Raw genomic sequence first — 20,466 nt, 5'->3', positions numbered from 1 at the left:
CGGTCGCATCGGCCGCATTTCAAGGAAGGAGAGTTCGACATGGCTGTCGACATGTTTCTGAAGATCGAAGGCCCCGCCGTCGGTGGCGAGGCCCAGGACAAGGTTCACGGCGGCGAGCTGGATATCCTCGCCTGGTCCTGGGGCATGTCCAACAGCGGCACGACCCACATGGGCGGCGGCTCGGGCGCGGGCAAGGCCAATTTCCAGGACCTCAGCTGCACGACCTATTACGAGAAGTCGACCCACGAGCTGATGAAGTCTTGCACCAAGGGCACCCACCACGAGAAGATCACCCTGACCTGCCGCAAGGCCGGTGACACCCCGCTGGAATACATCACCTACACCCTCTCGGACTGCATCATCACCTCGGTCTCCACGGGCGGTTCGGGCGGCGAGGACCGGCTGACGGTCAACTTCTCGATCAACTTCGGCGCCTTCGACGTGCTCTACAAGGAGCAGGACAAGAAGGGCGCGGAGAAGGGCCAGGTCCAGTTCAAGTACGACATCGCCGGCGCCGAGGCGCTCTGATCGTCGCAAGGCTTCCGGCCGCCGGGCGAGGCCCCGGCGGCCGGGTTTCCCATTCCGAAGTCATTCCGATCCGAGGTATTCACCTTGAGCGCCGAGGCCAACGAACTCCTGAAGGCGGGCGACCTGTCTGGGGCCCTGAAGGCCCTCCAGGACCAGGTGCGCGCGAAACCGGCCGACGCCAGGCTGCGGGTCTTCCTGTTCCAGCTGCTCTGCGTCACGGGCGACTGGAAGCGGGCGATCACCCAGCTGAAGCTCTGTGCCGAGCTCGACGCCAAGGCGCTGCCGATGGCGCAGACCTACCGCGAGGCGATCATCTGCGAGGTCTTCCGCGAGAAGGTCTTCGCGGGCGAGAAGGAACCGCTGGTCTTCGGCGAACCCGCCGAGTGGGTGGCGCTGATGATCGAGGCGCTGAAGGCCTTCGCCGCGGGCGAGGGCGGACGTGCGGCCGATCTGCGGGCGCGTGCCTTCGACCTGGCCCCGGCGGCGGGGGGCGAGATCAACGGCAGCCGTTTCGACTGGATCGCCGACGCCGACATGCGGCTCGGGCCGCTGTTCGAGATCATCGTGAACGGCCGCTACTACTGGATGCCCTTCACCGCGATCGCGAAGCTGACCGTCGAGCCGCCCGAGGACCTGCGCGACTGCGTCTGGAGCGCGGCGCATCTGACCCTGCACAACGGCGGCGACACCGTGGCGCTGATCCCCACCCGCTATGCCGGGACGGCCGAGCGCGGCGATGACGCGCAGAAGCTGTCGCGGCGCACCGACTGGACGGACGCGGGCCACGACACCTTCACCGGGATCGGCCAGCGGCTGCTGGCGACGCCCGCAGGCGACACCGCTCTGATGGACCTGCGCAGCCTCGTCCTGGACGGTCAAGGTGGCTGACCGCACCATCACCGAGCGGCTGCAACCGTCGCTGCTGGACCGGCTGACGGACCACGAGCCCGACAAGGCGACGGAGAGCCGCGACCGCCGTGTGATCGACATCAATCGCCTGCGCGACATCGTGCGCCGCGACCTGTCCTGGCTTCTGAACGCCAACAACCTGGAGACCGAGCTGGATCCGGAGGCCTATCCGCACACCACCGAGTCGGTGCTGAACTACGGAGTGCGCGACGTCTCGGGGCTGCATTCGACCGAGGAGCGGGCGCACCTGATCCGCCGTTCGATGCAGCAGGCGATCCGCCGGTTCGAACCGCGGCTGAACGAGGGCACGCTCGACATCGTCCAGAGGAAGGACGCGGCGAAGAAGGTGGGAATCGTCAGCTTCGACATCGTCGCCGACATGTGGGCCGAGCCGATCCCGCTGGAGCTGTACCTGCGCAGCGAGATCGACGTGACCACGGGCGAGATCCAGCTGGAGGCGGAGGGCTGAGGCCATGGACACCCGTCTCCTGCGCCATTACGAATCCGAGCTGACCTTCCTGCGCGAGATGGGCGCGGAGTTCGCGGCGAGCTATCCGAAGGTGGCGGCGCGGCTCGGCATGGACGGGACCGAGGTGCTGGATCCCTACGTCGAGCGGCTGCTGGAGGGCACGGCCTTCCTGACCGCGCGGGTGCAGCTGGAACTCGAGCTCCAGTACCCGGCCTTCACCTCGCACCTGCTCGACATCGTCTACCCGCAGCTGATGGCGCCGACGCCCTCGATGATGGTGGCGCAGTTGCAGCCGGACCTCGCCAACGCCTCGCTGGCGGCGGGCGCCGTGCTGCCCCGGGGAACTGCCCTGCGCTCGGTGCCCGCGGAGGGGACGCAGACGGCCTGCATGTTCCGCACCGCCCACGAGATCACGCTCTGGCCGGTCGAGATCGTCGAGGCCGAGTACATCGACGGCCGGGGCGAACTGGTGGCGGCGGGCGTGACCTTCGATCACGAGGCGCGGGCGGCGATCCGGCTGCGCCTGCGCCGGCCCGGCGGCGCGCCGCTCGGAGAGCTGCCGATGGACCGGCTGAGCCTGTTCCTCGGCGGGCTCGGTCCCCTTGGCGGCAAGCTGCACGAGCTGTTCTGCGCCGATTGCGACGGGGTCGTGGCACGCTCGACCGACCGGCGGGCGGACTGGGCGGTGCCGCTCTCGGGCGGGGTGGTGCCGAAGGGATATGCGCGCGACGAGGCGCTGCTGCCGACGCCGCGCCGGGCGCTCGACGGCTACCGGCTGCTGCAGGAATACTTCGCGATGCCCGAGCGGTTCCACTTCGCCGACATCCTCGGGCTCGGCCGTGGCCTCGCCCGCTGCGAGAGCGACGAGATGGACCTTTACGTCCTGTTCAGGAACGGCAACCCGGCCGTGGCCAGCGGCGTGTCGCCCGAAGCGTTCCAGCTGAACTGCGTGCCCGCGATCAACCTCTTCGAGAAGCGCTGCGACCGGGTCAGGATCACCACCGCCGACGCCGAGCAGCATGTGATCGTCGACCGCACGGCGCCGCTGAACTTCGAGGTGTTCTCGATCCTCTCGGTCACCGGGATCGGCGCCGCGGGCGAGGAGGACGTGCCGTTCCGCGCCTTCTATTCCGCCGACGCCTTCACGGCCGCCTCGGGCGGGGGCAGCGCCTTCTATGCCCAGTCGCGCAAGATGCGCCAGCGGACCGAGCGCGAGCGGCTGAAGGCGACGCGCACCAACTACCTTGGCTCGGAGATGTACCTGTCGCTCGTCGACATGAAGAACGCGCCTTACCCGCCGGGGCTGGTGCAGCTCGACGTGCGGGCGATGGTGACGAACCGCGACCTGCCGATGCTGCTGCCGACCGGCGGCTCGGACGTCTTCCACCTGCCCGACGGCGGGCCGGTGAAGGCGATCCGCACGCCCGTTCCGCCGACCCGGCCGCGCCCGACCATGGCGCAGGGCGAAACGGCGTGGAAGCTCATCAGCCACCTGTCGCTGAACTACCTCTCGATCGCCGACACCGAGGGCGGCACCGGGGCCGAGGCCCTGCGCGAGCTGATCGGGCTTTACGCGCCCACCGGGGACCGGGCCGTGGCGAAGCTCCTGGAGGGGATCGTGAAGGTCGAAAGCCGGCCGATCGTGCGCCGCATCAGCGACGGTGCGCTGTCGACGGCGGTGCGCGGGCTCCAGATCGTGCTGACCTGCGACGAGGACCAGTTCGAGGGCAGCTCGGCCTATCTCCTGGCCTCGGTGCTGGAGCGGTTCTTCACCAATTACGTCTCGATCAATTCATTCACCGAAACCGTACTGAAATCCCAACAACGCGGAGACGTCGCACGATGGCGGCCGGACCAGGGCCTGGGTCGCATCCTCTGAGCCATCTCGAAGGCCTCAGCCGGGACCCCGGGCGATACCACATCTTCCTCGCTCTGCGCATCCTCGAGGCGCAACATTCCGACGCGCCGCGCCTCGGCGAGTCGCGGCGCCCGCGCGAGGACCGGGTGCGGCTGGGGCAGGAGGCGACGATGGCCTTCGCGCCGACGACGGTGCACCGCTACCGCGGCGCGACGGACGGGCGGCCCGCGACGCTGACCAACCTGTTCTTCGGCTTGTTCGGGCCCCACGGTCCGCTGCCCGCGCACCTGACGGAATACGCGCGGGACCGGCAGCGCAACCACCGCGACCCGACCTTCATCGCCTTCGCCGACATGCTGACGCACCGGCTGCTGAGCCTGCTCTACCGCGCCTGGACCACCGGCCAGCCCGCGCCGGGGCTGGACCGGGGTCCGAACGACACGATGGAGCGCAAGGTCGCCGCGCTCGCGGGGGTCGCGGGGCGGAACATGCGCGACCGGGACGCGGCGCCCGATGTGGCGCGGCGGCACTTCGCGGGGCACCTCGCGCGGCGCGCGAAGAACGCGGCGGGCCTCGGCGCGATGGTCTCGGCCTTCTTCCGGGTGCCGGTGACGATCGAGCAGTTCATCGGCTCCTGGCTGGAGCTCGAACCCGACGACCGCTGGCGGCTCGGCGCGCGGGCGGGGCTGGGGCAGGCGACCAGCATCGGCGACAGGGTCTGGTCGCGCTCGTCCAAGTTCCGCATCCGCATCGGGCCGATGGGGATGGAGGAATACACGGGCCTCCTGCCCGGCGGCGCGGCGCTGCCGCGGCTCCGGGCGCTGGTGCGCTCCTATGTCGGCGACGCGCTCGACTGGGACGTGAACCTGGTGCTCCGGGAGGAGGAGGTTCCGGCGGCGCGGCTCGGGGCGGATACGCGGCTGGGGCAGACCAGCTGGATCGGAACGCGCGGCGGCGGGGATGCGGGCGATCTGTATCTCTCGCCCGCCGCGGCGATGGACATGGCGCGCGGGACGGTTCCGCAAGACGCCGGCAGGGGAGTGATGAGATGACGGAAATCAGCCGGGTTGCCCTTTTCGGCAAGCTCAACAAGGTCGGATACCAGGCCATCGAGGGGGCCACCGTGTTCTGCAAGATGCGGGGCAACCCCTACGTCGAGATCGTGCACTGGCTGGCGCAGATCCTGCAGGGCCAGGACAACGACATCCTGAAGATCATGAAGCACTACGACCTCGACCCCTCGCGCGTGGCCGCCGACATGCAGAAGGCGCTGGATGCGCTGCCGCGGGGCGCGACCTCGATTTCCGACCTGTCGGCGCACCTGATGGACGCGATGGAGCGGGCGTGGGTCTATGGCTCGCTTCTGTACTCGTCGAACCAGGTCAGGACGGGGCACCTGCTGCTGGGGATGCTGAAGACGCCGGGCCTGCGCGGTGGCCTGCTGAACATCTCGGGCGAGTTCGGGAAGGTGAAGGCCGACGACCTGGCGGAGAATTTCCACCACATTACAGACGGTTCGCCCGAGGACCGGTTGAGCCCGCAGGACGGCTCCTCCACCGGCGGCGGGGTCGAGCCGGGCGAGGCGTCGGGGGCGCGGTCGCCGGCGCAGATGGGCAAGGAAGAGGCGCTGAAGCAGTTCTGCACCGACCTGACCCAGCAGGCGCGGGATGGCAAGATCGACCCGATCATGGGACGGGACGAGGAGATCCGGCAGATCGTCGACGTGCTGATGCGGCGGCGGCAGAACAACCCGATCCTGACCGGCGAGGCGGGCGTCGGCAAGACGGCGGTGGTCGAGGGCTTCGCGCTTCGGATCGCGCGGGGCGACGTGCCGCCCGCGCTTCAGGGCGCGCGGCTGCTGGTGCTGGACGTGGGGCTCCTGCAGGCGGGCGCGTCGATGAAGGGCGAGTTCGAGAACCGCCTGCGCTCGGTCATCGACGAGGTTCAGGCCAGCACGACGCCCATCGTGATGTTCATCGACGAGACGCACACGCTGGTCGGCGCCGGGGGTGCGGCGGGCACGGGGGATGCGGCGAACCTGCTGAAGCCCGCGCTGGCGCGCGGCACGCTTCGCACCATCGGCGCGACGACCTTCGCCGAGTACAAGAAGTACATCGAGAAGGACCCGGCGCTGACCCGCCGCTTCCAGGTGATCCAGGTGGACGAGCCGTCGACCGACAAGGCGATCCTGATGATGCGCGGCATCGCGTCGATGCTGGAGAAGCACCACAAGGTGCAGATCCTCGACGAGGGGATCGAGGCGGCGGTGACGCTCTCGGCCCGCTACATCCCCGCGCGGCAGTTGCCGGACAAGTCGGTGTCGGTGCGCGACACCGCCTCGGCCCGGGTGGCGGTGTCGCAGTACGCGACGCCCGCCGAGGTGGACGATGCGCGGAAGCGGATCGACGCGCTGAACACCGAGCTCGAGATCATCGGGCGGGACGAGACCGCCGGCTACGACGCCGCGGACCGCAAGATGGTGATCGAGGAGATGAAGGCCAGCGAACAGGCGCGGCTGGACGAGCTGACGGGGCGGTGGGAGGCCGAGAAGGCCATCGTGGAGAAGATCCTCGACCTGCGCGCCAAGCTGCGCGAGGGCGGCGCTTCGACCGAAACGGCGAGCGACGCGGCGAGCCCGCTGTCCGGTGAAGAGCGGGCGAAGATGCTGGACGAGCTGAAGGCGAAGAATGCCGAGCTGACCGCGTTGCAGGGAGAAAGCCCGCTGATCCTGCCCATCGTCGATGCGCAGGCGGTGGCGAGCGTCATCGGCGACTGGACGGGCATTCCCGTGGGCCGGATGGTCCGCGACGAGATCGAGACGGTGCTGAACCTTGAATCCCACCTTGCCAAGCGGGTGATCGGCCAGGACCACGCGATGAAGATGATAGCCAAGCGCATCCAGACCAGCCGCGCCGGGCTCGACAACCCGAACAAGCCGATCGGGGTGTTCATGCTGGCGGGGACCAGCGGCGTCGGCAAGACCGAGACGGCGCTCGCGCTGGCCGAGGTGCTGTACGGCGGCGAACAGAACGTCATCACGATCAACATGTCCGAGTACCAGGAGGCGCACACCGTGTCGTCGCTGAAGGGCGCGCCTCCGGGCTACGTCGGCTACGGCGAGGGTGGCGTGCTGACCGAGGCGGTGCGGCGCAAGCCCTATTCGGTGGTCCTGCTCGACGAGGTCGAGAAGGCGCACCCCGACGTGCACGAGATCTTCTTCCAGGTCTTCGACAAGGGCGTGATGGAGGACGGCGAGGGGCGGGTGATCGACTTCAAGAACACCCTGATCCTGCTGACCAGCAACGCCGGGTCGGAGCTGATCATGGACATGTGCTCGGACCCCGAGCTTCTGCCCGACCCCGAGGGGCTGGCCAAGGCGCTGCGGGATCCCTTGCTGAAGATCTTCCCGCCCGCCCTGCTGGGCCGGCTGGTGACGATCCCCTACTACCCGCTCAGCCCCGACATGATCGGGCAGATCACGCGGCTGCAGCTTGACCGGATCAAGAAGCGGGTGATGCAGGCGCACAAGGTGCCGTTCAGCTATACCGACGGCGTCGTGGACGAGATCGTGAGCCGCTGCCAGGAGCTGGAGAGCGGCGGACGGATGATCGACGCCATCGTGACCAACACCATGCTGCCCGACATCTCGGCCGAGTTCCTCACCCGGATGATGGAGGGCCGGGCGGTCGAGAAGGTCGAGATCGTTGTCGAGGATCACGCCTTCGCCTATCGTTTCGAATAGATCCCGCGGCGCCCTGGGCCCCGTCGGCATCGACGCCGGGGCCCGGGGCGCACCGCGCAACCAAGGTCAGGACATATCATGCCCGCATTGCCGAACATTCTGGAAAAGCGCGTTCTCCGCATGGAAGGCGATTTCTCCAAGCCGCTCGTCCTGACCGGGGCGCGGGTGGAGGAGGGCATCAATTTCCTGACCGAGACGACGCTGGAATTCGTCAGCACCGACCGCGAGGTGGATCTGAAGGCGCTTCTCGGATCCCAGATCAAGGTGATCGAGGGCAATGCGATCCTGTCGCGCATCTATCCCGGCTTCTGCGTCTCGGCGGAATTCCTGGGCGCGCCCACGGGCGTCGCCCATTACCGCGCCGAGCTGCGGCCTTGGCTCTGGTTCCTGAGCCGCAGGCGCGAGAACCGCATCTTCCAGGAAAAAACCACCATAGAAATCGTCCAGAGCGTGCTGTCGGACTACGGGTTCTGGGGCAACGTGGACAACCGCATCTCCGCCACTCTTCCGGCGCGCGACTACGCGGTGCAGTACCGCGAGACCGATCTGGCCTTCATCATGCGGCTTCTGGAAGAGGAGGGCGTCTATTTCTTCTTCGAGATGAAGGACGGCGTGCAGAAGATGGTGCTGGCCGACGACCCCGGAGCGCATGCCGCGATGCCGCTTATCGATCCCGTCGTGTTCCGCGCGCTCGATCAGTCGGGCCACCGGGCCGGGGCGCACGTGTTCTCGTGGAGCGCGGGGCTGGTCAGCACGACGGGGAAGGTGACGCTCTGGGACTTCGACTTCGAGAAGCCGACGGCGGACGTGAGCGGCGCAAGTGCGATCCCCCTCGGGGACCAGCCGGCCGAGGATCTTGAGGCCTACGGCTATCCCGGCCATTTTCGCGATACCTCCGCCGGCGATGTCCGCGCGCGGGTCCGGATGGAGGCCGAGGCCGTGCGCCACCACGTCGCCCACGGCGCCGCCAACATCCGCTACATGGCGGTCGGCGGCACCTTCGACCTGGCCGACCACAGCCGCGAGACCGAGAACAGCGCCTGGATGATGACGCGGGCCACCCACCTGATGCGCCTGACCGACGCCGACAACCCGCCGAAGGGGGCGGACACGCTGCTCGACGAGGGGCTGAGCGCGGAGCTGTCGGGCGACGATCCCTACCGCGTCCTGTTCGACGTGATCCCGAAGGACCTCCAATACCGCGCGCCGCTGGTCACGCCATGGCCCGAGATCGCGGGCGTGCAGACGGCGATCGTCGTCGGTCCCTCGGGCGAGGAGATCCACACCGACAAGTACGGCCGCGTCAAGGTCCAGTTCCACTGGGACCGGCAGGGCAAGAAGGACGACAAGTCGTCGTGCTTCGTACGGGTGATGACGCCCTGGAGCGGCAAGAACTGGGGGATGATCCACATTCCCCGGATCGGCCAGGAGGTCGTCGTCCAGTTCGAGGAAGGCAACCCCGACCGCCCGCTGGTGATCGGCATGCTCTACAACGCCGACACCATGCCGCCCTACGCCCTGGACGCCAACAAGACCCAGAGCGGGATCAAGACCAACTCCTCGAAGGGCGGTGGCGGCTTCAACGAGCTGATGTTCGAGGACAAGAAGGGCTCGGAGCTGGTCCGCTTCCAGGCGCAGTGCAACTATCGCCAGATCGTCAAGAACAACGCCGAGATCACGGTGGGGCTGGAGACGAAGAAGGACGGCGACATGTCGCTGACCGTCCACAACCACCTGACCGAGGAGCTGAAGGAGGGCGACCACAAGTTCACGGTCACCAAGGGCAAGCAGGACATCGCGATCAAGCAGGACCGCACGAAGACGGTCGAGGGCAATGTCACGAACACGATCACCGGCAACCTGACGGAAGAGGTGAAGCAGGGCGACGTGAAATACACCATCAACATGGGGAACGAGAACCACCAGGTGAAGATGGGCAATGTCGACTACAAGATCGACATGGGCAACGTCACCACCAAGCTGGGCCTCGGGAACTACTCCCTGAAGTGCGACCTCGGCAAGATCACCATGGAGGCGATGCAATCGATCGAACTGAAGGTCGGCGGCAGCTCGATCAAGATCGACCAGATGGGCGTGACCATCAAGGGGGCGATGATGGCCAAGATGGAAGGCGGGATGCAGGCCGAGGTCAAGGGCGGACTGACCGCGAAGCTCGACGGCGGCCTGATGACCGAGGTGAAGGGCGGTCTCATGACCAAGACCGAGGGCGGCGCCATGCTGATGCTGAAGGGCGGCATCACGATGATCAACTAGGAGCGCGCTATGGACGAACGTTTCCAGGATCTGCGGAAGATCCCGAAGGAACCGGCCCGGCGGCTGATGGCGCTGGCCAACCTGAAGTTCGAGACCGAGCTGGAGAGCCCCGCCGCCGCGTCCGTAAGCGAGGTGCTGGAGGAGCTGGACGGCAAGGAGGCCTATGGCGACATGCTGCGGCTTCTGGCGGTGTCGCTGCCGGTGCGCGAGGCGATCTGGTGGGGCTGCCTTGCTGGCGGCGACCTGGCGGCCCGGCGCGGCGTGGCGATGCCGCCCCCGCTCGCCGCGGCGCGGGCCTGGGTGTTCAAGCCGACGCCCGAGAACCGCGAGAAGGCCCGTGCCACGCTGGAGCTGGCCGAGAGCGACGACGACACGACCCTCTGCGCCAACGCGGTGGCGATGTGCGACGGCAAGCTGGGCGCAGGCGGCGAGATGGCGAAATACGATGCCCCCGTCGGCGGCGCCGCGATGGCGGTGCTGGCGGTCAACGCCATGTCGCTCGGCACCGCCGAGCCCGAGAACATGGTCGCGCACCTGAACCGGCTGATCGACCGTGCGCTCGATATCGCGCGGGGCGGCAACGGCCAGTTCGGCACGACCGATGCGGCTGACGGTGCGCGGCCCGGCGCGGGCGACGGGCCGCAGGGGGAGGCGCGGCCATGAAACCCTGTTCGCGCATGGGCGACATGCATGTCTGCCCGATGGTCACGCCCGCGCTGCCGCCGATCCCTCATGTCGGCGGACCCATCGTGCTGGGGCTGCCCACGGTGCTGGTCGGATGCATGCCCGTCGCGCGTGTCACCAGCATGTGCGTCTGCGTCGGGCCGCCCGATGTGGTGGCGCTGGGCTCGTTCACGGTTCTGGCGGGGGGGCTGCCCGTGGCGCGGATGGGTGATATGACGGCCCATGGCGGGGTCATCGTGGTGGGTCTGCCGACGGTCCTTGTGGGCGGATAGAAGTCATGGGTGTGACGCTGCATTTCCAGTCGACCGGAACGGTGCCCGGGCAGGGGGCGCCGGTCCGCATGACCGGACCTTCGCTGACCATCGGGAGGGGGGCGGAGAACGACCTGTGCCTGCCCGATCCGGGAAAGACGATCTCGAAGGTTCACTGCGCGATCGAGGACCGGGGCGGCGACATCCTGATCGTCGACCACTCGACGAACGGCACCTTCCTGAACTATGGCAAGTTCCCCATAGGCCCGGTGCCCGCGCCGCTGAACGACGGCGACATCCTGACGCTCGGCCCCTACGAGCTTCTGGTCGAGATCGTGCGCTCGGGCCGCGCGCCCGCCGCCGACCCGCTGACCGCCGCGCATATCCCGCCTGCCGAGGATGGCCCGGAAAGCGGCAACGACCTCGGCGAGGAGCTGGGGCGGGTGGAGGACCGCGATTTCCTAGACGACCTGCTGGGGGACGCGCCGCTTCGTGGCCACTCGGGCATCCAGCGTCCCGAGCTGGGCGAGGACGGGCTGCTGGCCCCGCTCGGCGAGGACGAGGACGACCTGATGTCGCCGCGCCGCGATGCGGGGCCGAGGGGGGCGAGCGTCGAGGACCACGCGCCTTCCGTCCACGACAGCTTCGCCGCCTCCGACGTCTCGCCGGGCGGCGGGGCGGTGATCCCCGACGACTGGGACGATCTCCTGGCCCCGACCGGCGGCGCGGACGAGGGGAGCGACGACAATCCCTTGGGCGGCGGCGCCCCGGCCTTCATCCCCGAGGATGCGCCCCTGGACGACGCGCCCGACGCGCCGCCCCCGGTGCCCGGCCCGGAAGAGTCCGAGCAGACGCTGCCCCCCGCCGCGCGCCAGCCCGCTTCGCCGCCTCCGCCCCCCCCGGCGCCGGCCGCCGAGAGCCCGGCGCCCCCCTCCGCGCCGGCTTCACCGGCCGACACCGCGGCGGCGCGCGCCTTCCTGGAGGCCGCGGGGGCCGAGGATCTGGCGATACCGGACGCGGACCTGCCCGCCACCATGGCGCGGCTTGGCGGCGTGTTCCGCACGATGGTCACCGGCCTGCGCGAGATCCTGATGACGCGGGCCAGCATCAAGTCCGAGTTCCGCATCCAGCAGACCATGATCCGCTCGGGCGGGAACAATCCCCTGAAGTTCTCGATCAGCCCCGAGATGGCGGTCGAGGCGATGGTCAAGCCCACGTCCAAGGGGTACCTTGAATCCGGGGAGGCGGCGCGCGAGGCGCTGGACGACATCAAGGCCCACGAGGTGGCCATGATGAGCGCCATGGACGCGGCGCTGAAGGGGGTTCTGAAACAGCTGTCGCCCGAGGTGCTGGAGGGCCAGATCGCCGGCGGCGGGGGGCTGTCGAGCCTCCTGAAAGGGAAGAAGGCAAGATATTGGGAAGTCTACGAAACGATGTACGCGCGGATCTCGGACCAGGCCGAGAACGATTTCCACGAGCTGTTCAGCCGCGAGTTCGCCAGGGCCTACCAGGCGCAGATGGAGCGCCTGAAGTGAGCGCGCGGGGGGCCTGCTGATGTCCTGGGACAGCAAGGTTCTGTGGAGCGAGGGCCTGTTCCTCCAGCCCCACCACTTCCAGCAGGCCGATCGGCACACCGAGGCTCTGGTGGGCGGACTGGCGCGGCGCATCTCTCCCTATGCCTGGGGGATCAGCGAGATCGAGATCGACCGCGAGGTGCTGAAGGTCGGGCAGTTCGCGATCAAGTCCTGCTCGGGGCTGACGCAGGACGGCACGGTGTTCCGGGTGCCCGAGGCCGAGGATCATCCGCCCGCGCTGGACGTGCCCGAGGGGATCAAAGACTGCGTGGTGTACCTGTCGGTGCCGCAGCGCCGGCAGGGCGCGCCCGAGGTCGACATGTCGGGCTCCGAGCTCTCGGCGGCGCGCCTCAGGCCCGCCGAGATCGAGGTGACGGACAGCACCATGCGCGGCGGCAAGGCGGCGCTGCTGGGGGTCGGCAAGCTGCGCCTCCAGTTCGCGCTGGAGGTCGACGACATGGCCGACCGGCTGGTCATCCCGATCGCGCGGATCATCGAGGTCCGGGCGGACCAGGAGGTGGTGCTGGACGACAGCTTCATGCCCTCCTGCCTCGACATCCGCGCGGCGCGGCCGCTCTCGGGCTTCGTGTCCGAACTGGAGGGGCTGCTCGCGCACCGGATGACCGCGCTTTCGGGGCGGCTCTCGGCGGGGGCGGGGGCGCGGGGGGCGGCGGAGATCCAGGATTTCCTGCTCCTCATCTCGATCAACCGGGCGCTGCCGGTGCTGCGCCATTACGCCCAGTGCGAGAACATCCACCCGATCCAGCTGTTCCGCGACTGCGTGGCGCTGGCGGGGGAGCTGTCGACGTTCCTCACCCCCGAGAAGCGGCCGACGGTCTATCCGGCCTACCAGCACCACGACCTGGTCAAGACTTTCGTCCCCGTGATCCGCGACCTGCGCCGTTACCTCTCTTCGGTGCTGGAGCGGAACGCGGTGCCGATCGCCATCGAGCCGCGGAAATACGGCATCTCGGTGGGCGTGATCGCCGACCGCAAGCTGATCGGCACGGCCGAGTTCGTGCTGGCGGTCTCGGCCGACATCCCGGCGGACAAGCTGGCGCGCCATTTCGGCGATCAGGCCAAGATCGGGCCGGTGGAGGAGATCCGCCAGCTGGTCAACTCGGCCCTGCCCGGGATCGGGTTGCAGGCGCTGCCGGTGGCGCCGCGGCAGATCCCGTTCCACGCCGGAGTGGTCTATTTCCGGCTGGATCCCGCCAGCAAGTACTGGGGCAAGATGACGACCTCGGGCGGGATCGCGGTGCACGTGTCGGGGGATTACCCCGGGTTGAAGATGGAGCTCTGGGCGATCCGCCAGGGCTGATGCGACGAGAAGGTGAGCGGGGCTGATGGCCGACGAAGATCCCTTTGCCGAACCGGAGGACGGCGACCGCACGGTGATCCGGCCCAATCCGGGTGGCCGGCGCGGGGTGGCGACGCCGCTTCCCGGTGCCGTCGGCGCGCCGCAGGCGCCCGCAGCCGCTGCGCTGGCGTCCGGTCCCGCGGTGGCCCCTGCCGCGGCGGCGCCGCACCTCGGGGATGCCGTGACGGGGGCGATGACGGGCGCGATGACGGGGCTGAACCCGCTGAACGCCGCGGCCTCGACGCTGTTCTCCCTGGTCTCGCGGATCAGGAACCGCGCCCAGCATCCCGACCCCGACGCCCTGCGCCGCTCGGTCGTGGCCGAGGTGCGCGCCTTCGAGTCCCGCGCCATCGCCGCGCAGGTCGATCCGCGCACGGTGAAGGTCGCGCGCTATGCCATCTGCGCGACGCTCGACGACGTGGTGCTGAACACCCCCTGGGGCGGGCAGAGCATCTGGGCGCAGCAGTCCATGGTCGGCACCTTCCACCGCGAGACGGTGGGCGGCGACCGCTTCTTCGACCTGCTGCACCGGCTGGAGCAGGACCCGGCGACGAACCTCCTGCTGCTGGAGTTCCTCTATGTCTGCCTGTCCCTCGGCTTCGAGGGGCGGCTTCGGGTCGAGCAGGGCGGCGCGGACCGGCACATGCAGATCCGCGCCGGCCTGGCGCGGATCATCCGCAACCAGCGGGGCGAGGTCGAGCATGACCTGTCGCCGCACTGGAAGGGGGTCGAGAAGCCGCACAAGCCGCTCTCGGCCTGGAAGCCGGTCTGGATCGCGGTGGCGGTGACGGCGCTGCTGCTCTCGGGCGGCTACATCGGCCTCAGCCAGGCGCTGTCGCGGGACAGCGAGCGGGTGCTGGGCGAGATGGCCGCGATCGACCGCGGCGGTGTCGCGACGCTGGAGCGGCTGTCGCTGCCGGTGCCCCAGCCGGTCGACGACGAGGAAGAGCTGAAGCGCGTTTCGGGCTTCCTGACGCAGGAGATCAAGGACGGCCTCGTGTCGGTGTTCCAGGACGCCAACACGATCACCGTGCGGATGAAGGGCGCTGGCATGTTCCCCTCGGCCTCGGACCAGGTGAAGGACGAGTTCGGCGTCCCGCTCGGCCGTGTCGCGGATGCGCTGAACGACACCACCGGCCCTGTCATCATCGCGGGCCATTCCGACAACGTGCCCCTGCGCTCCTCCCGCTTCGCCAACAACATGGCGCTGTCGCTGGCGCGGGCGGAGTCGGTGAAGAAGATGATCGAGGACAAGGTGAAGGACCCCTCGCGGCTGAAGGCCGAAGGGCGCAGCGACCGCGAGCCGATCGCCGACAACAAGACGAAGGAGGGCCGCGCGCTGAACCGGCGGATCGAGTTCATCCTGGTCAAGACCGGCGTCACGCAGGGCGCCGAGGTGGTGCAGCAATGAGGAAGATCCTGCGCGCGCTGTTCTCGGGGGTCGGGCTGACGATCATCGTCTCGCTGATCCTGTCGCTGTGCCTGTGGTTCTTCGGCGGCTTCCTCGGCTTCGGCGAGGCGCGGCCCTTCGACACGCTGGTCGGCAAGGTGGTGGGCGTCGGCGTGATCTGGATCGTCGCGCTGATCGTGATCCTGGTCCTCCTGCTGCGCCGCCAGAAGAAGGACAGGGAGCTGGCCGAAGACATCGTCGCCAGCGTCGAGCCGCTGTCGGCCGACGACGGTGGCGAGGTGGTGACGGCGGAGCTTGGCGAGATGCGCGAGAAGCTGCGCGCGGCGATGCTGAAGCTGCGGAAGTCGAAGCTGGGGCGGCGGCATCTCTACGAACTGCCCTGGTACATCATCATCGGCCCGCCCGGCGCGGGCAAGACGACGGCCCTCGTCAACTCCGGCCTCCAGTTCCCGCTGGCCGACGAGATGGGCAAGGCGGCCATCGGCGGCGTCGGCGGCACCCGCAACTGCGACTGGTGGTTCACCGACGGCGCGGTGCTGGTGGACACGGCAGGCCGCTATACCACGCAGGAAAGCGACGCGGTGGCGGACAATGCCGCCTGGCTCGGCTTCCTCGGGATCCTGAAGAAGCACCGGAAGCGCCAGCCGATCAACGGCGCCATCGTCGCGATTTCGCTCTCGGACCTGTCGATGCAGGACGAGACGGCGCAGAAGGCCCATGCCTCGGCCATCCGGCGCCGCCTGCACGAGCTGCGGGAAAGACTGGGCGTGCGCTTCCCGGTCTACGTGCTGTTCACCAAGGCCGACCTGCTGGCGGGCTTCTCCGAGTTCTTCGACAACCTCGGCAAGGAGGATCGCGGCCAGGTCTGGGGCTTCACCCTGCCGCTGCTGCCCCTGCGCGGCGAGGCCTCGCCCTTGGCGCAGTTCGATCAGGAATACGGCGCGCTGGTCGACCGGCTGAACATGCAGTCGGTCGAGCGGATGCAGGCCGAGACCGATCCGCAGCGCCGCTCGCTCATCGCGGGCTTTCCGGGGCAGGTGGCCTCGGTCCGCTCGGTCGCGCGGGAGTTCCTGGGCGAGCTGTTCCAGGACAACCGGTACGAGCACCGCCACGTGCTCCGCGGGGTCTATTTCACCTCCGGCACGCAGGAAGGGACGCCGATCGACCGGCTGATGATGGGCATGGCGCGCACCTTCGGCATCGGGCGGCAGGCCATCGGCAGCGGGCAGGGGGCCGGGCGGTCGTACTTCCTGACGCGGCTGTTCAACGGGGTGATCTTCCGCGAAAGCGGGCTGGTCTCGGCGGACGACAAGGTGGAACGCCGCTATCGCATCACCAAGTGGGGGGCGCTGGCGGCGACGGTGCTGATCGCGGTGGCCACCGGCGCGCTCTGGACCCGCAGCTATCTCGGGAACGAGGCGCTTGCGGCGGACGTCAGCCAGAAGGTCGCCGAGTACCGCGCGCTGGCCGAGCAGATCCCGGGCAGCCCGATCAAGGACACCGACCTGCCGCTGATCGTGCCCGCGCTGAACATCCTGCGCGAGTTACCGGATCAGGCGGATCCCGGCGCGGGCACGACGCTGGGCTGGGGCCTCTACACCGGCGACGTGCTGGGGAACGAGGCGGTGCTTTCGTACCGCGCCGCGCTGAACCAGATGCTGCTGCCGCGCCTGATGCTGCGTCTGGAAGAGCAGATGCAGGCCAACATCAACAACCCCGATCTGCTCTACGAGGCGCTGAAGATCTACCTGATGCTCGGGCTCGTCGGGCCGATGAACGCGGACATCGTCAAGGAATGGGCCGCCCTCGATTGGGAGCTTTCGTTCCCGGGGCCGGGGCGCGATGCGCTGAGGGCGGATCTTGCCGCGCACCTCGACGCGCTGCTGAGCCAGCCGATGGACAGGATCGAGACCAACGGCGACCTGGTCGAGCAGGTGCGCGACATCCTGACCCGCATGCCGCAGGCGCAGCGGGTCTACAACGGGATCATCAACTCGCCCGAGGCGACGGCTCTGCCGCAGTTCCGCCTGACCGACATCGGCGGGCCGACCCTGAGCCGCGCCATGGTGCGCTCGTCCGGCAAGGATCTGAGCGAGGGGATCGAGGGGATCTTCACCTACGACGGCTTCAACCAGGTGTTCCTCGACAAGGCGCTGGGCGTCGCCGCGCAGATCGCGCGGGAAAGCTTCGTGCTGGGGCCGAAGGGGCAGATCGAGAACAACGAGGCGGCGCTGCTGGCCCTCAGCCGCGACGTGCTCGACCTTTACTACACCGACTACACGCTGAAGTACGACCAGCTGCTGGCGGACATCGACATCAAGCCGCTCCGCAACCTCGCCGACGCGGTGGAGGTGCTGAACGTGCTGTCGGGGCCGACCTCGCCCATCGTCAACATCCTGAAGGCGGTGGCGAAGGAGACGGACCTCACGGCCATCCCCGAGGAGGACGATCCGACCGCCGCCGCGGGAGCCGCGGGCGGTGCGGCCGAGGGGCTTGCCAAGATCACCGGGCGCGAGGCCAACCGCAAGCTGTCGCCCTCGGCGCGGATCTTCCTGCAGGCGATGGCCAACGCGCCCTCGGGCAGCGCGGGGGGCGGGCTGCCGCCGCCGCCGGGACAGTTCGTGACCGACCGGTTCGAATGGCTGCACAAGCTGGTCGAACAGAAGGACGGCCAGCCCTCGCAACTGGACGCGCTGATGAACATCCTGCTGGAGGTGTTCAACGAGCTGAATCAGCTGAACATCAGCGGCGGGCTGAACCCCGCCGCGCCGCAGGGCAACAGCGCGGCGCTGGCCCGGTTCCAGCAGGCGGTGGCCGACACGCCCGGCCCGCTGCAACGCTGGGGCAAGCAGATCGCGGCCGGGTCCTCGGGCGTGACGGCGGGCAACACCCGCTCGTCGATCAGCGCGGCCTGGGAGGCGAACGTGCTGCCGCTCTGTTCGCAGGTGACGGCCAACGCCTATCCCTTCAACCGGCGCGCACAGGCGGACGTGTCGATCCAGGACTTCACTCGGCTCTTCGCGCCGCAGGGGCTGATCGACAACTTCTTCAACGACAACCTGGCCAAGTTCGTCGACACCCGCACCCGGCCCTGGACGCTGAAGCCGCTGAATGACACCGATCTCGGGATCTCGCCGCAGTCGATCCTGCAGATGCAGAACGCCGCCGACATCCGCGACGCCTTCTTCGCCGGGCAGGGCACGCCGCAGGTGCGGTTCCAGATCACGCCCGAGGCGCTGGATCCGCAGGCGCAGGTGATCGTGCTGGAAATCGACGGCCAGCAGATCGGCTTCCAGCAGGGCAGCGTGCAGCCGCGTCCGGCGGCGATCACCTGGCCGGGGCCCGTGGGCTCGGCCCGGGTGAACTTCGTGCCGCCCGCGGCGACGGCGGAAAGCACGCTCAGCTTCGACGGGCCCTGGGCCTGGTTCCGGCTGCTCGACGCGGCCGAGATCCGCAACACCTCGGCCTCTGACCGCAAGAAGATCTTCTTCCGGGTCGGCGGACGGCTCGCGATCTTCCTGATGCAGTCGGCATCCGTGCTGAACCCGTTCTCGCTCTCGGCCCTGTCCGACTTCAGCTGCCCGGCGACCTTCTGACGATGGCGGGGTTCGGCGCCTTCGGAAAGATCCCGGCGACCGGAGACTTCATCCGTTACGGGCTGGCCCAGCCGTTCCTTCTGGCCTGGGACCGCTGGCTGCAGGAGGCGATGTCGCAGGCGCGCGGCCAGCTGGGCGGCGGCTGGCAGGACTGCTATTTCGCCGCGCCGATCTGGCGCTTCACGCTGTCGTCGGGACAGGCGGGGCAGACCGGGATGATCGGCGTGATGATGCCCTCGCTCGACCGGGTGGGGCGGCAGTTCCCGCTGACGCTCGCCGCGCCGCTCCTGTCGCCGCAGCCGGTGGCGCAGCTGCATTTCGAGGCCCGCCACACCTTCGAGCAGCTCGAGGCGATCGCGCTGGCGGTGCTGGACGACATGCCGCTCGAGCGTCTGCGCCAGCAGCTGGCCAGCCTGCGCCCGGTCGAGCCCTGCACCCGCATCCGCATCCGCAGCGTCGCGGCGGCGCGCAGCCTCGTCGCGCGGATGGACAGCGGCGACGACCCGGTGGGGCTGTGCGGCGCGCGGACGCTGACCGCAAGCTTCCGCGCGCCGGGAGTCTGGAGCGCGCACCTGGCGCAGGACACGCGGCTTCTGGTCTGCGAGGGCCTGCCGCGGGGCGAGGAAATCACGGGGCTGTTCAACAGCGACGCCCCCATCTGGCAGGCGGGAGCGGTGGCATGACCCAGATCCGGCACACGGCGCGCACCCATGTCGGGCGGGTGCGCAAGATCAACGAGGACGCGGTGCTGTCGCTGCCCGACCAGAACATCTTCCTGGTCGCCGACGGCATGGGCGGCCACGAGGCCGGCGACTTCGCCAGCCAGACCGTCGTCGAGCAGGTGGCGGCGATGGCGCCCGACCTGGCCCCGGCCGAGCGGATGCAGGCGCTGCGGGCGGCGCTGGAGGCGGCCCACACGGCGATCCTGGCCGAGGCGGCGCGCCGCGGCGGGGCGACGGTGGGGGCGGCCGTCGTGTCGCTGATCCTGTCCGAGCGGCACTTCGCCGCCTTCTGGGCCGGTGACAGCCGCCTCTATCGCTTCCGCGACGGCGGGATCGAGCTTCTGACCACGGATCACTCGGTGGTGGCCGAGTTCGTGAAGAACGGCCGCATGTCCTGGGACGAGGCCGAGCAGCACCCGCAGTCGAACGCCATCACCCGCGCCATCGGCGTCGGCGATGTGCCGGGGCTGGAGAAGATCCACGGCGAGGTGCGGACGGGGGACCGGTTCCTGCTGTGTTCGGACGGGCTGAACAAGTACGCGGGGTTCGAGACCCTGCGCCGGGCCGTGGTCGGCACGCCGATCGAGACGGTGGGCGACAAGCTTCTGAAGATCGCGCTCGACGGCGGCGGACAGGACAACATCTCGCTCGTCGTCGTCGACGTCGTCTAGGGGCGCGGCGGCGCCGTCGCGGGCAAGGCGCCGCACCGTGACGGCCCGGCGCCCCGCGTGCGGGTCAGCGGCGCGGGATGTGGTGTGTCAGATCGCCGAAAGGTCGCCCGCGGACTGGCGCCCGTCCCGCCCCTCGATCAGTTCGTAGCGGACCTTCTGGTTGTCGGCGAGGCCGGTCATCCCGGCCCGTTCGACCGCCGAGATGTGCACGAAGATGTCCTTGCCGCCGCTGTCCGGCGCGATGAAGCCGTAGCCCTTGGTCGTGTTGAACCACTTGACGGTTCCGGTAGGCATGTCTCTCTCTCCTCAGTCGTGACCCGCCCGCGGAAGCGTGGCGGGGTGAGCAGCCGGGGTCTTCAGGATCGTGTGGCTGCCCCTGAGGGCGCTTTGGTCGGCGAAGGTCGGTTGTCACGCCCG

The 20,466-nt window shown here is 69.0% G+C and carries 16 protein-coding genes; 15 read left to right on the top strand and 1 reads right to left on the bottom strand.

The features are described from left to right. Positions 1 to 39 precede the first annotated feature (39 nt). The 15 genes from A7B20_RS06195 (at position 40) to A7B20_RS06125 (ending at position 20,049) form a co-directional block, all read left to right on the top strand. Positions 40 to 528, top strand: a complete 489-nt coding sequence (locus tag A7B20_RS06195; RefSeq protein WP_102107690.1) for an Hcp family type VI secretion system effector — start codon at positions 40 to 42, stop codon at positions 526 to 528. 84 nt (positions 529 to 612) lie between these two features. Then, positions 613 to 1,416, top strand: coding sequence for a type VI secretion system accessory protein TagJ (locus tag A7B20_RS06190; RefSeq protein ID WP_102107689.1), 804 nt, complete (start codon positions 613 to 615; stop codon positions 1,414 to 1,416). Next, positions 1,409 to 1,906, top strand: coding sequence for a type VI secretion system baseplate subunit TssE (gene tssE, locus A7B20_RS06185; protein ID WP_102107688.1), 498 nt, complete (start codon positions 1,409 to 1,411; stop codon positions 1,904 to 1,906). The genes A7B20_RS06190 and tssE overlap by 8 nt, the downstream gene beginning before the upstream one ends. 4 nt (positions 1,907 to 1,910) lie before the next feature. Continuing rightward, positions 1,911 to 3,785: a type VI secretion system baseplate subunit TssF gene (tssF, locus tag A7B20_RS06180; protein ID WP_102107687.1), complete on the top strand. Its 1,875-nt coding sequence runs from the start codon at positions 1,911 to 1,913 to the stop codon at positions 3,783 to 3,785. Further along, positions 3,749 to 4,816 (top strand): type VI secretion system baseplate subunit TssG, encoded by a 1,068-nt coding sequence (gene tssG, locus A7B20_RS06175; protein ID WP_102107686.1) that lies wholly within the window; start codon positions 3,749 to 3,751, stop codon positions 4,814 to 4,816. The genes tssF and tssG overlap by 37 nt, the downstream gene beginning before the upstream one ends. Continuing rightward, entirely contained in the window at positions 4,813 to 7,506 is a 2,694-nt protein-coding gene (tssH, locus tag A7B20_RS06170; RefSeq protein WP_102107685.1) for a type VI secretion system ATPase TssH, read from the top strand. The genes tssG and tssH overlap by 4 nt, the downstream gene beginning before the upstream one ends. Before the next feature lie 78 nt (positions 7,507 to 7,584). Further along, complete coding sequence (locus A7B20_RS06165) at positions 7,585 to 9,780, top strand: type VI secretion system Vgr family protein (protein WP_102107684.1); 2,196 nt, start codon at positions 7,585 to 7,587, stop codon at positions 9,778 to 9,780. 9 nt (positions 9,781 to 9,789) lie between these two features. Further along, entirely contained in the window at positions 9,790 to 10,443 is a 654-nt protein-coding gene (locus A7B20_RS06160) for a DUF6931 family protein (RefSeq protein WP_102107683.1), read from the top strand. Next, positions 10,440 to 10,736 (top strand): PAAR domain-containing protein, encoded by a 297-nt coding sequence (locus A7B20_RS06155; protein ID WP_102107682.1) that lies wholly within the window; start codon positions 10,440 to 10,442, stop codon positions 10,734 to 10,736. The genes A7B20_RS06160 and A7B20_RS06155 overlap by 4 nt, the downstream gene beginning before the upstream one ends. Before the next feature lie 5 nt (positions 10,737 to 10,741). Beyond that, on the top strand, positions 10,742 to 12,250 hold the full coding sequence (tagH, locus tag A7B20_RS06150; protein ID WP_102107681.1) for a type VI secretion system-associated FHA domain protein TagH: 1,509 nt from the start codon (positions 10,742 to 10,744) through the stop codon (positions 12,248 to 12,250). Positions 12,251 to 12,269: 19 nt separating this feature from the next. Then, entirely contained in the window at positions 12,270 to 13,610 is a 1,341-nt protein-coding gene (gene tssK / locus A7B20_RS06145; protein ID WP_102107680.1) for a type VI secretion system baseplate subunit TssK, read from the top strand. Positions 13,611 to 13,635: 25 nt separating this feature from the next. Beyond that, on the top strand, positions 13,636 to 15,060 hold the full coding sequence (gene icmH / locus A7B20_RS06140; protein WP_102107679.1) for a type IVB secretion system protein IcmH/DotU: 1,425 nt from the start codon (positions 13,636 to 13,638) through the stop codon (positions 15,058 to 15,060). Next, positions 15,057 to 18,656 carry a type VI secretion system membrane subunit TssM gene (gene tssM, locus A7B20_RS06135; RefSeq protein ID WP_102107678.1) on the top strand — a complete coding sequence of 1,200 codons (3,600 nt, stop codon included), beginning with the start codon at positions 15,057 to 15,059 and terminating at the stop codon, positions 18,654 to 18,656. The genes icmH and tssM overlap by 4 nt, the downstream gene beginning before the upstream one ends. A 2-nt stretch (positions 18,657 to 18,658) precedes the next feature. After that, positions 18,659 to 19,339: a type VI secretion system-associated protein TagF gene (tagF, locus tag A7B20_RS06130; protein ID WP_102107677.1), complete on the top strand. Its 681-nt coding sequence runs from the start codon at positions 18,659 to 18,661 to the stop codon at positions 19,337 to 19,339. Continuing rightward, a complete protein-coding gene (locus A7B20_RS06125) occupies positions 19,336 to 20,049 on the top strand; it encodes a PP2C family protein-serine/threonine phosphatase (protein ID WP_102107676.1) in 714 nt (237 codons plus the stop codon). Before tagF ends, A7B20_RS06125 begins: the two co-directional genes overlap by 4 nt. Positions 20,050 to 20,136: 87 nt before the next feature. Here the strand turns inward: A7B20_RS06125 and A7B20_RS06120 are convergent, their stop codons facing one another. Further along, positions 20,137 to 20,343, bottom strand: coding sequence for a cold-shock protein (locus A7B20_RS06120; protein ID WP_102107675.1), 207 nt, complete (start codon positions 20,341 to 20,343; stop codon positions 20,137 to 20,139). Between the last annotated feature and the right edge of the window lie 123 nt (positions 20,344 to 20,466).

It is taken from the genome of Oceaniglobus roseus, assembly GCF_002869745.1.
Taxonomy (GTDB): domain Bacteria; phylum Pseudomonadota; class Alphaproteobacteria; order Rhodobacterales; family Rhodobacteraceae; genus Oceaniglobus; species Oceaniglobus roseus.
Note: the sequence above shows the minus strand (reverse complement) of the source record. Positions and strands in the feature narration are given on the sequence as shown.